This is a genomic window from Pedobacter sp. GSP4, from assembly GCF_051857575.1.
In the GTDB taxonomy this organism is placed as follows: domain Bacteria; phylum Bacteroidota; class Bacteroidia; order Sphingobacteriales; family Sphingobacteriaceae; genus Pedobacter.
Map to the genome: position 1 here is coordinate 283,692 of NZ_JBPZIR010000004.1, position 17,308 is coordinate 300,999.

At 41.6% G+C, this 17,308-nt stretch carries 14 protein-coding genes; 8 read left to right on the forward strand and 6 right to left on the reverse strand.

All coding sequences use genetic code 11. The features are described from left to right. The first annotated feature begins 43 nt into the window (after positions 1 to 43). The 4 genes from ACS5PU_RS12055 to ACS5PU_RS12070 all read left to right on the forward strand — a co-directional run bounded on the left by ACS5PU_RS12055 (position 44) and on the right by ACS5PU_RS12070 (position 3,655). On the forward strand, positions 44 to 553 hold the full coding sequence (locus ACS5PU_RS12055; protein WP_439459416.1) for a DUF2911 domain-containing protein: 510 nt from the start codon (positions 44 to 46) through the stop codon (positions 551 to 553). A 149-nt stretch (positions 554 to 702) separates the two neighbouring features. Further along, positions 703 to 2,787, forward strand: coding sequence for a glycoside hydrolase domain-containing protein (locus tag ACS5PU_RS12060; protein WP_439459417.1), 2,085 nt, complete (start codon positions 703 to 705; stop codon positions 2,785 to 2,787). Between the two features lie 71 nt (positions 2,788 to 2,858). After that, positions 2,859 to 3,053: a hypothetical protein gene (locus tag ACS5PU_RS12065; RefSeq protein WP_439459418.1), complete on the forward strand. Its 195-nt coding sequence runs from the start codon at positions 2,859 to 2,861 to the stop codon at positions 3,051 to 3,053. Between the two features lie 143 nt (positions 3,054 to 3,196). Then, a complete protein-coding gene (locus ACS5PU_RS12070; protein WP_439459419.1) occupies positions 3,197 to 3,655 on the forward strand; it encodes an NUDIX domain-containing protein in 459 nt (152 codons plus the stop codon). Here ACS5PU_RS12070 and ACS5PU_RS12075 read toward each other — a convergent pair. Beyond that, on the reverse strand, positions 3,644 to 4,747 hold the full coding sequence (locus tag ACS5PU_RS12075; protein WP_439459420.1) for a DNA alkylation repair protein: 1,104 nt from the start codon (positions 4,745 to 4,747) through the stop codon (positions 3,644 to 3,646). The two genes, ACS5PU_RS12070 and ACS5PU_RS12075, sit on opposite strands and share 12 nt — an antisense overlap. A 133-nt stretch (positions 4,748 to 4,880) precedes the next feature. On the opposite strand from ACS5PU_RS12075, the gene ACS5PU_RS12080 reads away from it, so the two are divergent. Beyond that, the gene (locus ACS5PU_RS12080) at positions 4,881 to 5,735 is read left to right on the forward strand and encodes an NAD(P)-dependent oxidoreductase (protein WP_439459421.1); all 855 of its coding nucleotides are present in this window, start codon (positions 4,881 to 4,883) and stop codon (positions 5,733 to 5,735) included. A 76-nt stretch (positions 5,736 to 5,811) separates the two neighbouring features. On the opposite strand, the gene ACS5PU_RS12085 is transcribed toward ACS5PU_RS12080, so the two are convergent. Next, positions 5,812 to 7,179 carry a hypothetical protein gene (locus ACS5PU_RS12085; RefSeq protein ID WP_439459422.1) on the reverse strand — a complete coding sequence of 456 codons (1,368 nt, stop codon included), beginning with the start codon at positions 7,177 to 7,179 and terminating at the stop codon, positions 5,812 to 5,814. A 207-nt stretch (positions 7,180 to 7,386) separates the two neighbouring features. Here ACS5PU_RS12085 and ACS5PU_RS12090 point away from each other — a divergent pair, with 207 nt between their 5' ends. The 3 genes from ACS5PU_RS12090 to ACS5PU_RS12100 are packed head-to-tail and all read left to right on the forward strand — an operon-like array spanning position 7,387 to position 12,242. Continuing rightward, entirely contained in the window at positions 7,387 to 7,776 is a 390-nt protein-coding gene (locus ACS5PU_RS12090; protein ID WP_439459423.1) for a BlaI/MecI/CopY family transcriptional regulator, read from the forward strand. 33 nt (positions 7,777 to 7,809) lie between these two features. After that, positions 7,810 to 9,771: a M56 family metallopeptidase gene (locus tag ACS5PU_RS12095; RefSeq protein WP_439459424.1), complete on the forward strand. Its 1,962-nt coding sequence runs from the start codon at positions 7,810 to 7,812 to the stop codon at positions 9,769 to 9,771. Positions 9,772 to 9,794: 23 nt separating this feature from the next. After that, positions 9,795 to 12,242, forward strand: coding sequence for an outer membrane beta-barrel protein (locus ACS5PU_RS12100; RefSeq protein ID WP_439459425.1), 2,448 nt, complete (start codon positions 9,795 to 9,797; stop codon positions 12,240 to 12,242). Positions 12,243 to 12,304: 62 nt separating this feature from the next. Here ACS5PU_RS12100 and ACS5PU_RS12105 read toward each other — a convergent pair whose 3' ends face one another. From ACS5PU_RS12105 to ACS5PU_RS12120, 4 genes are all read right to left on the reverse strand, one after another. Beyond that, positions 12,305 to 13,594, reverse strand: coding sequence for a GntT/GntP/DsdX family permease (locus tag ACS5PU_RS12105; RefSeq protein ID WP_439459426.1), 1,290 nt, complete (start codon positions 13,592 to 13,594; stop codon positions 12,305 to 12,307). Positions 13,595 to 13,614: 20 nt separating this feature from the next. Further along, entirely contained in the window at positions 13,615 to 13,797 is a 183-nt protein-coding gene (locus ACS5PU_RS12110; protein ID WP_439459427.1) for a hypothetical protein, read from the reverse strand. A 231-nt stretch (positions 13,798 to 14,028) separates the two neighbouring features. Then, on the reverse strand, positions 14,029 to 16,563 hold the full coding sequence (locus ACS5PU_RS12115; RefSeq protein ID WP_439459428.1) for an ABC transporter permease: 2,535 nt from the start codon (positions 16,561 to 16,563) through the stop codon (positions 14,029 to 14,031). Next, positions 16,556 to 17,245, reverse strand: coding sequence for an ABC transporter ATP-binding protein (locus ACS5PU_RS12120; protein WP_439459429.1), 690 nt, complete (start codon positions 17,243 to 17,245; stop codon positions 16,556 to 16,558). Before ACS5PU_RS12120 ends, ACS5PU_RS12115 begins: the two co-directional genes overlap by 8 nt. Positions 17,246 to 17,308: the final 63 nt, after the last annotated feature.

Consider the following 17,308-nt stretch of genomic DNA (forward strand, 5'->3'; position numbering starts at 1 on the left):
TCAAAAAACAACAAAAACAGATAAATACAATACTATGAGAACGATGATTAAATCAATCGCCTTGCTATTTACAGCAATTACCATTTCTGTAAGTGCAATGGCACAAGATGCTCAACCAAAACCAAGTCCAGCAGCAACCGCAACAGGAAAGGTTAAAGGCGCAACAATTACCATTAACTACAGTAGCCCTGCAGTGAAAGGGCGTAAAATTTGGGGCGGTTTAGAAGCTTGGGATAAAGTTTGGCGTGCGGGCGCAAACGAAGCAACTACTTTCGAAACAGATAAAGATCTTATGGTAGAAGGAAAGGCTTTGCCAGCAGGTAAATACAGTTTCTTCCTGATCCCTAAAGAAAGCGGAACCTGGACAGCAATTTTTAACAAAGAACCAAAACAATGGGGCGCTTACAAATACGAAGAAGCTAAAGATGCTTTACGTGTTGATGTTAAAACCAAAGCTTTAAAAGCAACCCAAGAACGTTTGGTATATAAAATTACCAAAAGCGGTTTTTCTTTAGATTGGGATAAAATCTCAGTTCCGGTTGCTATTAAATAGTTAATACATAAAAAGAATATTAGGGCCATTTCGGATTTTCGGAATGGCTTTTTTTTTGTGCTTAAGCCCATTTTTGTAAAGAACCTAAAACATAATAGCTACTTCATGTTAAAATGTTATTTTGGCGCAATTTAACAATAACACCATAAATGAAGTTTTTCTTAAAAATATCAACATGTTTAATGTTGGTTTCGTTAAACGTTTTAGCTCAGCGGAAATCTACTGATTTTTCGATCAAGACTGCAAAACCTGTAGATCAGGTAAATGTTTTTTTAGGTTCTTCTGCCGATCACGGCCAGATGTCTCCAGCAGCTTCGGCCCCTTTTAGCATGCTTAGCATCGGACCACAAACCTATCCTAAAACGCATACCGGTTATGAGTATCTGGCCAAAAAGTTCGAAGGCTTTACACACAACCGTTTTGAAGGAGTTGGTTGCCAGGGTTCGGGCGGGAATATTTTTATCAAACCGTTTTTAGGTATTGATCCAGCACAGTCAGAACTGATCAAAGTTGCCGAAAAAGCCAGTCCGGGCTACTATGAAGTGGGTTTTGAAAATAAAATTAAGGCGAGTTTTACCGTTTTGGGTAAAGCCGGGAAGCACGCCTATCAGTTTCCGCAAGGGGCCAAGGGCTTTTACCTCGATTTAGGTTACGCCTTTAACGGTGCTTTTGTTGCCGAGGCGCACCAGGTAAATGGCAATGCAGTAAGCGGATGGATTACCTCAAAAACAACCTGCGGGGCAGGCAAGTATAAATTGTTTTATTACCTGGAATTCGACAACAATGTATCGTGGAAAACGGTTGATGAACATAAAATGATCGCTCTGCTTGGCAATGGTGTATCATCGGTTGGCATCAATATCGCACTCTCTTCTGTAAGTGCCGAAGCGGCAAAATCGGCTATCAATAAAAATCCGTTTAATACCGTAAAAGAGCAGAGCAAGGCCGATTGGAATACCAATTTATCAAAAATTTCTGTAAACGGCGATTTGGAAAGTGCCAAACTTTTCTACTCTTTGCTATACCGCACCATGCAATCGCCTTATGTTATTTCTGAAACCGATGGCAGCTACCGCAATACTAAAGGCGAAACGCAGCAGGATAAAGAAATCCGTTACAATGGCTGGGCCATTTGGGATAACTACCGTACCCAGCTGCCGCTACTTTCTTTAATCGCCCAAGACCGTTATAAGGGTATGGTTACTTCAATAGCCGACCTTTATCATTCGGGTAAAAAAGATTATGCGGGGCAGAACGAACCATCCAATACCGTACGCTCGGAGCATGCCATTGTAGTTTTATTGGATGCTTACAGAAAAGGATATCCTGTTGATTTTAATAAAATTGCCGATTCGCTGGTTAAAGAAGTAAATGGCCTGGATTATAAATCGCCAGACAAAGCATTGGAATCGAGTTACGACAATTGGGCATTGGCGCAGATCTTTGAGATTTTAAAGGATAAGGAAAAATCGGCCTTTTACCTCAATAAGGCATTAGAATATAAAAAATACTGGAACAAAGATTTTAAGGATCTGACCAAGAATGATGTAGACCGGATGCAGGCCAGAGGACTTTACCAAGGAACCATTTGGCAGTACAGGTGGTTTGTACCTTACGATTTTAAAGGCCTGGTAGAGCTTGATGGAGGCGAAGAAGCCTATCTGGCAAAACTGGATGAGTTTTTTGCAAAAGATTTATATAACCATGCCAATGAGCCCGATCTGCAGGTGCCGCTGATGTACAATGTAACCAAATCGGGCTATAAATCACAATATTGGATGCACCAGCTGGCCGCTGATACCGTCATTCAGAATTACTTTAATGATAATAGCAGGGGAATTGGAAGTTATATCGGTAAAATTTACAGAAACCAACCTCATGCTTACCTGCGCACCATGGATGATGATGCTGGTGCCATGAGCGCCTGGTATGTATTTGCTGCAAGTGGTTTTTCTCCGGCTTGTGTTGGCTGGCCGGTATATTATTTAAATGTGCCCCTATTTCCATCAGTAAGCTATAATTTGCCAAAAGGAAAGGTTTTTACGGTAGAGACGGAAAATTTTAGCTTAAAAAACAAATATATTAAAGCTGTTTTTTTGAACGGAAAGCCTTTTAAAAAGAATTACATTACCCAAGAAGATATTAATGCTGGCGGAGTATTGAAGATTGTGGCATCAGCTGTACCGATAAAAGTTTCTGATACCGAGAACTGGATTTCCAGCATCGAAAAATAATTTTTAAAAAATTGTACCATTCGGCAAACTTATTTTTACGATGCCTGTTATTGTAGTATAAATTCGATAACATGGCACCTTTAAAATTAAGCGAAGAACAGCATGCTACATTAAGCAACAGAAACGTAACAGAACAGACCACTGAAGAACAACCTTTAGCGCTTCATCCAGAGGCCTATAAAGTTAAGGGGCCATCTCCCGATAAGATGAAGACCGTATCTTCTTCTTTGAGGAATTATGCCCACGGTTTGTACGGATTACTTTAATCCTCATTAAAATTCTCAACATACTAGATTGCAAAAGCAGTTAGACGAAAAATCTAACTGCTTTTGTTTTTTTATGGATAAGTATAAAGAAGTCAAGTTTTTAAAACTTGACTTCTCTGGGTATAAATCCCTACCTTTCTATAATGAAATTAAGCGCAGGCATTTTGCTTTTCAGAAAAAAGGCACAACAGATCGAATTTTTTCTGGTGCATCCAGGCGGACCGTTTTTTGCCAAAAAAGATATGGGTTTTTGGACCATACCCAAAGGCGAACCGAACGAAGGCGAGGATTATTTAAAGGCAGCAATAAGAGAATTTGAAGAAGAAACCGGTAAGCTGTTGGCTGGAGATTTTATCCCCCTGCAACCAATTGTACAAAAAGGTGGTAAAAAAGTATTGTGCTGGGCCGTGGCAGGAGAGCTTGATCCTACTGCAGTAATAAGTAATACTTTCGAAATAGAATGGCCGCCCCGTTCGGGTAAAAAACAAAGTTTTGCCGAAATAGACAAAGCTGCATGGTTTAATTATACCGAAGCCACCAAATACATTAATGAAAAACAGATTGCTTTGCTTGATGAGCTTATGGCCAAACTAAGCAGTTAATTCGAAATGTGATAATTCCTGTTCCGCACCGTTAATGATCATCGAAACCTGATGGGCGCCCAAATGGAATTTACGCGTGGTAATCAGCACAAATTTCTGTTTACGCACAATAGTTACTTCTGCACCTGCAGGGTAAATCCTTTCCGAAATTTTATACACTTTCTTAGTGTTCTTCCCATTCTGCTTTTTATAATAAACAGCATATTCCAGCCTTACTTTTTGTTCCGTTTGGTTCTGATTGTGTATGGAGAATGAAAAGGCCAGGCTCTCACCAATTTTTATTGCTGAAGTCAATACTTTGAAATCTTTCAGCACAATCCCTTCATCATTTAAACCATAGTGCCTCAAAATATCTGCGTGCCCCTGTTTTAAGAGGGTTCGACTACCGTGTTTAACAACGGCATCGGTTTCTGGGCTTAAACCCGACCAGTTTTTTGCTATGTTAACCACCAGCAGGGGATGATCTTTTGCAATATCGTTCAAGCTGTTGGCTACACTTCTGCGTACATATTCGGACGAGTCGTTTTTCAGGTTTTCCAGAATGGGTAAAATGCTGGAAGGATCTTTTTTCAAGTAAGGGATAGCCATAGCCCATGGTAAACGTGGCCTGCTGCCCTCGCTGGCCAGCCTGCGTACTTTATGGCTGCTGTGTAACGACCAATCGTGCATCTTCTTGATCATTTCGTTTTCGTATTTCAGGATAAAAGGCCGTACGGCAAACTCGCAGCTTACAAACTGGGTAACAAATTCTAATGCCTCCACCGAATTCTCAAAATCGTTTATGCCATAAGTTTCAATATAATCCGGCAGGAACATGTAGGCCAGTCCATCTTCACCAATACCCTGTAAACGTAACTGTCCAATTGTTTTTTTGATGAGTAAGATCGTTTGAGGATAAGCTGACGGTAAAAAACCATGCAAAACCTTCGAAGTATGTTTCATCCTTTCTTTTAGCTCCATGGATGGAAATGCAGGACTGAAAATATTTTTCAGAAACCTTGGTTGATCAAATCCGGGTACGGTAATGGATAAGGCATTGCTTAACCTATCGTAAAAAGCAGGCGAATACAAATCTTTAAGTGGGTTGGCCATAGTGAGATGAAATGAGTAATCAAAGTTAAGCCAATAAAATTTTATTTTGTTTGGCCAACATCATTTTTACCTTGCATGTAAAGGATTTCAACTTTTTGTTTGGCACATTTGTTTAACATCAAAAAACAGTAAAATGAATACGACAACAATAGGCTGGATCGGGCTTGGCAACATGGGTATCCCGATGGCAGAACAATTAATAAAAGCAGGCTATGGAGTTAAGGTTTACAACCGTAGTAAAGCAAAGGAAACGGCATTAAAACAAATTGGAGCAACGGTTGCTGCTACACCAAAAACGCTAATAGCCGAAACTGATGTACTGATTATCATGGTTTCTGACGATGCGGCCATTGAACAGATTTTTAACGGAGAAAATGGCCTATTCGCTGAAACAGTTTCAGGTAAAATTGTAATCAATATGAGTACCGTTTCACCTGCCATTTCGAAAGCCATGGCCCAAAAATGCCTCGAAAAAGGAAACCGTTATTTAGATGCACCCGTTTCGGGAAGTGTAAAACAGGCAGAAACAGGGCAATTGGTGATTATGGTTGGTGGAGAAAAAACTGCTTTTGATGAAGTGAAACCGATTTTGGAAACCATGGGAAAACTTGCGCTGCGTGTAGGAGACAGTGGCTCGGGCAATAGCGCCAAACTGGCCATAAATTCATTGCTTGCTCTTTACGCCCAGGGATTGGCCGAAACCGTGCTGTTTGCCAATGCGCAGGGCATTAAAACTGAAGATCTGCTCAATCTGATCAATAACGCTGCCGTTGGCAATATTTTTACCAAAATTAAGGGAGATGCCATAACTGGCGACAATTATAAAGCTGCTTTTGCATTAAAGCATATTGTAAAAGATTTGGGCCTGGCCAAAGCCGAAGGCCTTGACTCGCCCTTGGCGCAAACAGCCTTATCAACCTTTCAATCGGCAGCTTCAGCCTATGGCGAAGAGGATATTATTGCCGTGATTAAGCAACTGAAGGCCTAAAGCTTTTGTTCCCAGAAAGCAAATTAATCCAGAACTGCTGTAATGGTTCTGGATTAATTTTGAGTATTTTAAGCTTTTACATTTTCATTAGTGCAGGATATAACCTAATAAAAACTTGCGCACCAACTGGGTTTTTGCCATAAAGCTGATCTAGAGCTGCATTTGTTTTATAAAGTGATACCTGGGCGCCAATGGCTGTCCTGAATTTATTTAAGTTCAGCACATCATAGTTTAAACCTAAGCTTAAAGCGTTTACGCCAAAAAGTTCATGTCCGTAAACACTTTCAGCAAGATTAAGTTCTTCGACCGATTTTTGTACCCATTCATACCGGCCATATACGGCTAATTTTTTAACCCGGTAAGCTGCTTCGAGCAAGGTCGCATTTTCTCCATCGTGCCCCTTAGTTTTATTTATACCCCAAAGTGCTGTTGCATTAAGGCTTTTATCCTCGCCGATGGGCAAAGCGTAAATGGCCGAGGCAATAGTTCTATTTACATCCTCACCGGTATGTAGCGCTTCCGGGCTTTTAATCCAGCCATGCGAAACCTGTAAGGCCCAGTTTTTATTGGGGTTAAAAGACAAGCGGGCGCTGTAAGAATCAAACCGGGGTTTATCAAAATCAAAGCGGTTTTCGTCAGGCTCCCTGCCTGTAAAAGAAGAAGCTTCAATCTTGAATTTATCGTAGCGGTAACCGATAGTGGCTACACCAAAGGTAATGTGTGTACCATCGTTCCAATGGTGCGAAATGGGTGCGTCCGGATTGTTCAAAGCCGATGGACGGTGCATAAAAGCAACCGAACCCAATGCCGGCTCTCCAGGGTATCCAAGATAAAAGGTAAGGTCTGAATTTTTGGAGAAAGCATAGGTGTAAGCAACCGATAGTTCAGAAAAAAGATCGTGAGGATGCTGCCTATCTACCAGTGGCTGGCCTTTCCAGCTTTCGCCTGTTTGGAACAGAAGTGGGTAACCCGCACCGCCTTCAGTAAAACGGTCAAACGAAAGCATAGAACTGAAATGGAAAAGTCCTTTTTTACCAACTTTGCGCTGTCCCATAAACATAAACCAGTTGGGTGCATCAAATTTGTCGCCTCCACGGCTTCCTTTGGTACTAATATCTTGATTGATATAACGTAAGGCAACATTGCCATGCAGCATGTACATCCATTTTTTGGAGTGGATCATCAGCCCATACATGGGCGAAGCATCTGGCAGCCATGATGTACCCGAACCATTTCGTTGCATGGGCAGGTTTAATGAATAAGCGTGGCCCATCGGCACCTCCATGCGCATATTTTTCATATTGTGCATGCTATGATCCATACGGGTAGAATCTTTAGCAGTGGTATCTTTTTTTGCAGGCATGTGCATGTGGTGCTGTGCTTTGGCGGCTGTTGCCAAAATTAAAACCAGTGCGGTTGAGAAGAGGGTTTTTAAGTTCATCATCTTATTTCAGGAGTTCATTGTGTAATGCAAAAGTATTTCAATTATGACCTAAAACTTTATATTATTCTGGTAATACTTTATATAATTATAAGTGGTAATGTATTTTAATGTGTTGATTTTGAGTTATTTGTTGCTTGTTTTTTAAGATTATATAAAAATAATTAAGCTAATATTTGTATCGTACGAAAACTATCGTACCTTTGGTTTATGAAAAATAATCAAACTGAAAATAACCTGCCCGAACCAACTAAAGCTGAATTAGAAATTCTTCAGGTTTTGTGGGAATTTGGTCCGTCTACCGTTCGGTTTGTAAACGATCAGTTAAATGTACAGCGGGAGGTAAATTATACCTCAACATTGAAGCAGATGCAGATCTTGACCGAAAAAGGAATTTTAAAACGTGATGAGAGCCAAATGAAGCACATTTATATTCCGGTTGAGGCAGAAGAAAAAACTAAAGTTCAGTTGTTAGACCGTTTTGTGAATACCCTTTACAAAGGATCTGCCTCGCAGTTAATGATGCAGCTTTTGGGTAACGAAAAAACATCTAAACAAGAAATCGAAGAGATTAAGCGGCTATTGGATAGCATGGAATAATTGATTGCAACAGATCCTTAAAAGAACCACATTATGGAATTCAGATTAATTAACCTATTGCCCGAAAATTGGCTGCATGCCTTGGGCGCTACGCTTTTCCATTCGCTTTGGCTTGGTGTAATTTTAGCCTTAATGAGCGGTATGGTGATGTTTACCACCCGCAAAACGAGTGCAGCCATCCGTTATAAACTACTTGTTGCCTGCTTGGGCTTATTTGTAATAGCCATAGGTTTTACCTTTTATACAGCCCTTCAAGAGCCTGTTGGTACCGCACAATTGCTCAATGTTAACCAAAATGTTATCCAACTGGCTAATGGATCTGAGCAGGCCATTACCGGTGTGCAGGATAAAATGAGCTTCGGGATGAATAAAGTACTCGCTTTGTGGAATAGTTATGCCTATCAGATTGTATTGATCTGGTTTTTGATTATCTGCGGAAAAAGTATTCAACTTATTGTGGGCTTAAATACAGTACACCATTTGCGCCACAACAAAACATATGCTGCGGGTAAAAAGTGGGATGAAAAACTGATTGAACTGGCCGGAAAATTGGGTTTAAACCAAAATATTAAGCTTTTGCAATCTGGTATTGCCCAAATGCCTATGGTTGTAGGCCATTTTAAACCCTTGGTCCTTATTCCACTGGGATTGTTAAATGGCTTATCCAATGCAGAGGTAGAAGCAATTCTCTCGCACGAACTTGCCCACATTAAACGTAAAGATTATCTGGTAAACCTGCTGCAAAGCTTTATCGAGATCTTCTTCTTCTTTAACCCAGCGGTACTTTGGGTATCGCAATTAATTAAAACCGAGCGCGAGCACTGCTGCGATGATTTGGCCATCGCCTGTGTAAACGACCGTAAAAACTATGTTCAGGCCCTGGTATTCTGTCAGGAATTTAAGCAGCGTGCACCTGCTTATGCAATGGCAGTTACAGGTAAGAAAGGTAGCCTGCTTCACCGTGCAAGCAGGATGTTATTTAACACCAATTCAACTTTAAACAAAATGGAAAAGACAATATTAACCATCGCATTGGTTTCGGTAGTGCTTTGTAGTGCTGCTTTTAAGAGTATAGGCAACGCAAAAAATACCGGCAACAAAGAAATATCATCAGCAATACAGGCCGTTCAGGATACGGCCAAAAAGAAAGCTGCAACAAAGAAAGTTGCACCATCCAGAAAGATAAAAGCTACTGCAGATGATGCCAATCCAACTGTTAACAACACAAAATCTGCTGAGCAGTTGGAAAAAGAGATAGAAGCCAAAATGGCTAAAACCGAAAAAAGCCTGCACGAAAGCAACCAGGCAAAACTGAGCAGCGAAGATGAAAAAGCAAGAAGAGCAGACGAGCGTGCAGCCAGAGAAGATGCCAAACGTGCTAAAGAAGATGCTAAAATAGCCGAATTAGATGCTAAGCAGGCAGCAGCCGATGCAAAGTTAGCTGATGACGATGCCAAACAAGCCGTTGCTGAGGCTAAACGTGCCGCTGATGAAGCAAAGGAATATAAAGACCGGGCGCAAGATTATAAGCAATCAGCTGATTCAAGAGTTCCAAGAGCACCTAGGGCCCCACGGCCACCAAGAGCACCACGCCCGGCAGGGGCGCCTCGTTTGTATGTTGCCCCACCAACTCCCCCTACACCCCCAACACCATTAAGCCCTGCTACGCCAGTAACCCCACCTACGCCGCCAACGCCACCAAAATACGGTAAAACCACTACCAGAACCGGAACGGAAAGAACAGTTACCTCAAAAAGTGTAACCAACGGAGATGGACACGATTATACCAATGAAATTAATAAGGAGCTGATCAAAGATGGCATAATCACTAGCACCAATAAATTATCTTACAAGTTAAATAAAGATGATTTAATTGTTAATGGTGTTAAACAAAGTGCTGATGTGCAGAAAAAGTACAAACAAAAGTTCCTTAAAAATGAAGGTCATTCCCTGATGTACAATTTTTTGGTAGAGAACCATAAAACCGATTTCTAAAAAACGCAACCCATCCCGCTATCATGAAAATAAAAATAATGGCTTTTATAGCCATATGGATGTTTATTGCCCTAACTTTCGTTCAAGCTCAGCTTCCTGCATCCAAAATTCATGGCCGGATATTAGATGCATCGGGTAAAAACCTAGCATTTGCCACAGTAGCTATCCTGAAAGATTCGGTTTTGCTGAAAACTGCCTTTACCGAAGACGATGGCCTGTTCAGCTTCGATCAACTGGCCTATGGCAAATATTTGATTAAAATATCAACGGTGGGCGCACCAACATACCAAAGCGGGCCATTGGTAGTTGATGCGGCCCATCCAATCATAACCTTGCCCGATATTAAAATGGAAACGGGGGCCACAAATTTAAAAGAGGTTACGGTTTCTGGTCAAAAAGCCTTTGTAGAGCGCAAGATAGACCGCACGGTGGTAAATGTAGATGCATTGATTTCGAACGCCGGTACAACCGCACTTGATGTGCTGAGTAAATCGCCTGGGGTAAATGTAGATCAGAATGGGGCAATTTCGCTCAAGGGAAAAAATGGAGTGGCTATTTTCATCGATGATAAACCCACATACCTTTCAGGCGCTGATCTTGAAAGTTACCTGCGCTCGCTGCCTTCTTCGTCGCTTGATCAGATTGAACTGATGACCAACCCACCAGCTAAATATGATGCTGCAGGAAACGGTGGCGTTATAAACATTAAAACCAAGAAAACCAAAATATCGGGCTTTAATGGTGGCATTAACCTCAGCTTAAATCAGGGTGAACTAAGCCGTTCCAACAACAGTTTTAATTTCAATTACCGTAAAGATAAGTTGAATGTTTTTGGCAACCTGAGCTACAACCTAAACAACAGTTTTACTGATCTCGACCTCAACCGGAAATATAAAAATGATGATGGTAGTGCCAAATCCTACTTTAATCAAAATTCTTATTTCCGCAGGCATGGCAATACTTTTAACCTCAAAACGGGCTTGGATTATTATGCATCGGACAAAACCACATGGGGAATGGTATTTACGGGGATGAACAGGATTTCTAAGCAGGTAAACAACAATACCAGTAATTTATCCAATGCGGGTATGCAGCTCGATTCGGTAATCAGGGCCGAAAATATCGATCAGATCAAGTATCAGAATGCGGGCGTGAACATAAATTACAGGCATAAATTTAACAATGCAGGAAAGGAGATTACCTTGGATGCAGATTATCTGCTGTACCGTAACCAAACTACCCAAACCTATTACAATTATAGCTATCTGCCCAATATGGCACTAAAATATGAAGATATTTTGAGCGGTAGCCTACCTTCTGATATTGACATTTATACCGCAAAGGCAGATTATAGCAATCCGTTGGGCAAACAATGGAAATTGGATGCCGGAGCAAAGCTAGCTTATACCAAAACAGATAATGCGGCGGCTTACTTTAATACGGCAAATGGTAAAACCAGCGCCGATTATGAAAAGAGTAATCACTTTTTATATGAGGAAAATATCAATGCAGCTTACCTGAATATCAGTAGGGAAGGAAAAAGATTCTCCTTACAGGCTGGCTTAAGGTATGAAAACACAGTTTCAAAAGGGAATCAGCTTGGAAACCTGGTCAAAAGCGATTCCAGTTTTAGGCGCACTTACAACAGTTTATTTCCTACGGTTTATTTTTCTTATAAACTGGATACGGCAGGGAATAACCAGTTGGGTTTAAATTATGGACGGAGAATCGACCGGCCGTATTATCAGGACCTTAACCCTTTTTTCTCGCCACTTGATAAATTTACCTATTATGTAGGCAATCCATTTTTAAAGCCTTCTTTTACACAAAGTATTGAGCTTTCGCATACTTTTAAGAGCAAAATAACCACAACCTTTAGTTACAGTTGGGTAAAGGATGAGGTAAATGAAACCATCGAAATATTAAATGGAACCTATTACAGCCGTCCGGCCAATGTTGGTAAAACCAGGGTGGCCAGTGTTTCGGTAAATGCGGAAATTGACCTTACAAAATGGCTTAAACTTAATGCCTATGCTGAATTTGGAAAAATAGTTTCTAAAACAGATTTCTATACAGGTTTTTTGGTAACCAATGGCAGTTTCTTCAGAACGAGCCCTAATCTGCAGTTTAAGCTTAGTGGAACATGGAATGCTGAGCTGAATGCACGGTACCAGAGCAAATTATCCAGCGTACAGTTTTTATTGGGCGAAGTGCACGAATTTGGTGCTGCCGTACAGAAAAAACTTTCGCCAAAGAGTACCTTAAAATTGACCGCCAATGATATTTTCAGAACCCGCGTATTTAATGGGGTAATTAATAACCTGGCTGCTACAGAGGCAAACTGGGTAAACAGGCAGGATTCGAGAAGTGTTGTGCTGAGTTACAGCTATCGCTTTGGCAAAGCCTTTTCTACACCTGCTAAGCACGAATCTTCTGGTGCCGATGCAGAAAAGAACAGGGTGAAGAATTAGTATAATTGGACTACAACAAGCTAGAAGTTTTTAGCTTGTTGTTTAATTTTAAACTAAGCTTCCTATATAAACTGGTTCAGTACCAGCACACCAACAAGCCCCAATATAGATACTAAACTTTCCATCATGGTCCAAGTGCGGAAGGTTTCTTTAAGGCTGAGGTTAAAGTATTCTTTAAACATCCAGAAACCGGTATCGTTTACATGCGAAAACATCAAACTGCCTGCACCCACAGACAAAACCATTAACTCTGGAGAAGCTCCCGGACCAATTAAGGGCAGTACCATACCTGAGGCGGTTAGTGCCGCAACCGTTGCAGAGCCCAGGGTTACGCGGAGTGATGCGGTAATTAACCAGGCTAAAAGTAGAGGCGATAAATTTAGGCCCCCGGTAAGCTGCTTAACTGTTTCGCCCATGCCGCTATCAATCAAAATTTGTTTAAATGCACCTCCTGCCGCAATGATCAATACAATCATCGCGATGCTTTTAACACCTTCAGTGCACGATTCCATTGCTTTCGCTATAGAAGCTTTTTGCACCAATAGGGTAATCATTACCGAAATTAAAAGCGCCGCAGTAGGATCGGCCAGAAAGCTCAATATCGATTTTCCGGGATAATCCATTTTAATGCTGTTGCCCAAGGTGCCCGCGATAATTAAAAACACAGGCAGCAACGCGGTGATAAAACTTCTTGCTGTAGAAGGCAGGTTTTCTTCTTCGTTAATTACAAAACCAGCTGCCGCAGTAGTCTGGTTTCGGCTAACAACCAGCCGTGGAAAATAAATACCGGCAATTACTGCAATGGGTACACTTAACCCCAAACCATAAATAAGGGTTTTGCCAATGTCTGCATGGAAAATACCAGCAAGTGCAACCGGACCAGGGTGCGGAGGCAAAAAGCCATGCGTTACCGAAAGCGCTGTTGCCATCGGTAAACCAATATATAACTTGGAGAGCCCGGTAGCTGCAGAAATGGCAAATACCAAAGGGATTAGCACCACAAAACCAGCATTGTAAAACAGCGGAATACCTACCAACAAGCCGGTAAGCAATACGGCCCACTGTATATTATTCTTGCCAAAAGCCTTGATCAGGATAAAGACAATTTTTTTTGCCGAACCACTATCTTCTATCAGTTTACCCATCATGGCACCGAGTGCCAGCACCATTACCATACTGCCCAGCGTACTACCAATTCCATTGCCAATAGAAGCCATAACCTTTGTGGCAGGCATGCCCAAAAACAGCCCAGTAATAATCGCTACAGCAAGAAGCGCAATCATCGGGTTGATTTTTTTTAAAATCAGGATAAAAAGGAGCAGTATGCCGAAAAGTAAAATGAGTAATGACATGGTTTTGGGTTAAATCGTAATTACTTTTTAACAATGATGGTTCTTCCGGTAACCAGGTTAAATTTGTAAATCCGGTACAGGCCATCATCACTGATTTCTATCGTTTCCACAAGTCCTGTTTTACTGAAAGTATCGGTTACCATATCGCCAATTTTTACATCTTGAAGAATATCGCTCGGCGTATCATTGTTTAATCTGATCATAAAAGTAAAAGTATTGAAATTTTATGTCATTCAGGATTGCTCTGATTAGATTAATCAGCCACGGAAATTCGGAGAGTAGCCTATTTAACCACAGATACACACAGATCAACACAGATAGGCAATGCATTCGATACATAGCCTAAGCGTAGTTGAAGAATCTCCTAACGAGTGAAATCTTCTACGGTAAACTGCATAAAAAACTATAACTAATATTGCCTTTTATAGAATAAATTACCCCTCAGTTCTCAATATCTTTAATGGAGGTTGGTTAAGGATGCTCCTTGTGCTTAATACCCCTGTAATTACCACCAACAAAATAACCGATCCGAACAAAAATAGCGTTGGTAAAAAAGGTGGAACAAAGCTGGCATCGAAACTAAACTTAGCAAGGGCCCAGCTTCCACTCAGGGCTAAAATTAATCCAGCGCCTGCCGCAAATGCCCCTAAAAAGAAATATTCAATCGCATTGATGATTAAAATCTTTTTTCTGCTGGCGCCTATGGTACGCAACAGGATACTTTCTTTTATGCGTTGGTTTTTACTGGTTAATACCGATGATATTAAAACAATCCATCCTGTAACCATACTAAAACCTGCCATAAACTGGATAACGAAGCCAATTTTGCTCAGCAGCTCATCCAGTAATTTCAGTACAAGATCTAAATCAATAACCGAAACATTGGGGAATTTTTGCACCACCTCACCTTGGAAACGTGCCGAAATTTCACTTGACGGAACCCGTGTCATTAACACATGGAACTGTGGAGCTTCTTCCAGCACACCTGCCGGAAAAACCACCCTGAAGTTGGTCTGCATCCTGCTCCAATTTACCTCGCGCAAGCTTCCAACCACGGTCGGGATCATCATACCCTGTACGTTAAAGAGGATTTTGTCATTCAAGCCCACCCTAATCTGTTGGGCGTAACGCTGATCGAGCGAAATGTAGACAGTTTGGTTGGGCCTGATGCGGCCGGTCCATTTGCCCGAAGTAATTTTTTCTGCCGCGGTTAAAGTATCCTGATAGGTAGCCCTGATCTCATTTCGGTAGGCTCTTCGGTTGTTGGTATCTGCGCTTGCCTTTTTACCGTTAATTTCTTCAATGCGCATCGTAATTACTGGCACTTGGTTCATTAAGGGTAATTTGAAGGCTTTGGTTAAACTATCAAGCCCTTCTTTTTGCGTGTTCTGGATATCGAACATCACCATGTTGGGCTGGTTGGCACCTGATGAGATGGTAACGCGGCTCATTAAAATGCCCTGCACAAAAAATAAAGTGCAGATAAAAGCAGTTGATAGCCCGATAGATACCGTAAGCATTAACGTTTGGTTATTCGGGCGGTAAAGATTTGCAAACCCCTGCCTCCACAGATAACTTGATGATGCGGGTAAAAGCTTTTTCACCAGGAACATCAGTATTTTAGAAAGCAAAATCAGTAGCAAAAAGGCGGTAGCAATACTCAATGTAAAAGCAAGCGTTTGCACCCAGGTTTTCATCTGTAGATGGGTAAAACCGTTAATAAAAGCTGCCATAAGCAGGTAAACCAACCACAAAAGTGGATCTGTTTTGCCACTAGCTTTTTCAAAAGAAATGCGGATGGCATTTAGTGGCGAAATTTTCCTAACCGATAACAGAGAAGGCAGGGCAAAAAGGATGGAAATGATCAGCCCGAGTAATATTCCCTGACCAACCGCAGGCCACGAAACCTGCATGGTAATGGTGATGGGCAGAAAATCTTTTAATACCCAGGGCAGCATAAACTGGATGCCTGTACCCAATGCCGCACCCAAAACCGCAGCGGTTAAACCAATAAAAAATACCTGGATCAAATAAATTAAAAAGGCATGCCGTGCTTTAAGCCCCAGGCACCTTAGAGTAGCAATAGCCGTTAATTTTTCTTGTATGTACACATGAATGGCACTGCCCACACCCACGCAGCCCAAAAGTAGGGCAATAAAGCCCGAGAGGGCCAAAAAGCGGTTTACATCTTTAAATGATCGGCCGGTCTGCTCCTTTCTTGATTCGACAGTATCGGCATCGAAACCCTCTTTCTCTAATTTGCTGTCCTGCTTTTTTACCCAGGCATCAACACCAGATGGATCATTATACCTGAAATAGAATTTATTGTTGATCCTGCTCCCGGTTTTGATCAGGTTTGTTTTTTCGAGGTATTGAAGTGGAATGTATACTGTTGGTGCAATACTTGCGCCGATGCCGGTTTGACCGGGCGCTTTGGTTAATGTGCCGAGGATCTTGAAATTTAGGTCGCCAACTTTTACCGAATCGCCAAGTTTGGCATTAAACTGGAACATCAGCGTTTTATCTACCAGCGCATTTCTGTCCGACTGAAAGTTTTTAGCAGCAGCAATTGGAATGGTTTCTATAGTGCCATAGTAAGGGTATTTCCCTTCCAGTGCTTTCATTTGCACTAACCTGCTTCCACCGCCCTGCTTAAAATAGATCATGGAGGCAAAAGTTTTCTCCTGCGAACGTTCATCGCCAAGCGTATCGAGCATTTTTTGCATCTCTTTGCTAACCCCTTTACGGCTATCCAATACCAGATCGGCACCTGTTAATTCTTTGGCCTGCGCATCAATGTCTTTTTGCAGGTTATCTTTAAACGAATAAACAGCAACCAGTGCCGCAATACCCAAAACGATAGATGATATAAAAAGAAGTAAACGTGCACGGTTTTTCCGGCTATCGCGCCACGCCATTTTAAATAGCCACGAAAGTTTAATTTTTTGCTTTGGCAAAGTATTAGGCATAAGTAGGGTTTTCGTCTGAAATGATTACGCCACCTTTAATTTTGATACTTCTGCCTGTGCGTGCGGCCAATTCGAGATCGTGTGTTACAATTACCAGTGTGGTTCCAGCATCTTTATTTAAATCAAAAAGCAGTTTAATTACCTTTTCGCTCGTTTCTGCATCGAGGTTGCCCGTAGGTTCATCGGCAAAAAGAATGGCCGGTTGGTTGGAAAAAGCCCTCGCCAGCGAAACCCTTTGCTGTTCGCCGCCCGATAACTGAACAGGATAGTGATGAGAACGGTCGGCAAGGCCCACCTTATCCAATAGTTCCAAAGCATGTGCCCTAATGTTTTTTGCCCCTCTAAGTTCGAGAGGTACCATTACATTTTCAAGCGCTGTTAGGGTAGGCAAAAGTTGGAAATTCTGAAAAATAAAACCAACATGCTGGTTTCTTACCGCTGCGCGTTCATCTTCATTTAACTGCTCTAGGGCTATTCCATTAAGTTCAACAGTTCCGCTGCTTGCCCTATCCAGGCCGGCACATAAGCCGAGTAGGGTGGTTTTCCCACTTCCAGACGGTCCCGTTATGGCTACGCTTGAACCTGCTTCGATGGCAAAATTAATCTGATCTAAAACAGTTAATTCGCGTCCGGCACTCTGGTAAATTTTGCTTACATTTCGGATGTTCAATATGCTTTCCAATGGTTTGATTTTTAGGGTTTGCGTATAATTGGGGCCAAACATAACTGGCTGGACCTTGTTAAG

Coding starts and splice junctions, on each gene's coding strand:
- ACS5PU_RS12055 (WP_439459416.1), top strand. CDS start 44: ATGATTAAATCAATCGCCTTGCTATTTACAGCAATTACCATTTCTGTA.
- ACS5PU_RS12060 (WP_439459417.1), top strand. CDS start 703: ATGAAGTTTTTCTTAAAAATATCAACATGTTTAATGTTGGTTTCGTTA.
- ACS5PU_RS12065 (WP_439459418.1), top strand. CDS start 2,859: ATGGCACCTTTAAAATTAAGCGAAGAACAGCATGCTACATTAAGCAAC.
- ACS5PU_RS12070 (WP_439459419.1), top strand. CDS start 3,197: ATGAAATTAAGCGCAGGCATTTTGCTTTTCAGAAAAAAGGCACAACAG.
- ACS5PU_RS12075 (WP_439459420.1), bottom strand. CDS start 4,747: ATGGCCAACCCACTTAAAGATTTGTATTCGCCTGCTTTTTACGATAGG.
- ACS5PU_RS12080 (WP_439459421.1), top strand. CDS start 4,881: ATGAATACGACAACAATAGGCTGGATCGGGCTTGGCAACATGGGTATC.
- ACS5PU_RS12085 (WP_439459422.1), bottom strand. CDS start 7,179: ATGATGAACTTAAAAACCCTCTTCTCAACCGCACTGGTTTTAATTTTG.
- ACS5PU_RS12090 (WP_439459423.1), top strand. CDS start 7,387: ATGAAAAATAATCAAACTGAAAATAACCTGCCCGAACCAACTAAAGCT.
- ACS5PU_RS12095 (WP_439459424.1), top strand. CDS start 7,810: ATGGAATTCAGATTAATTAACCTATTGCCCGAAAATTGGCTGCATGCC.
- ACS5PU_RS12100 (WP_439459425.1), top strand. CDS start 9,795: ATGAAAATAAAAATAATGGCTTTTATAGCCATATGGATGTTTATTGCC.
- ACS5PU_RS12105 (WP_439459426.1), bottom strand. CDS start 13,594: ATGTCATTACTCATTTTACTTTTCGGCATACTGCTCCTTTTTATCCTG.
- ACS5PU_RS12110 (WP_439459427.1), bottom strand. CDS start 13,797: ATGATCAGATTAAACAATGATACGCCGAGCGATATTCTTCAAGATGTA.
- ACS5PU_RS12115 (WP_439459428.1), bottom strand. CDS start 16,563: ATGCCTAATACTTTGCCAAAGCAAAAAATTAAACTTTCGTGGCTATTT.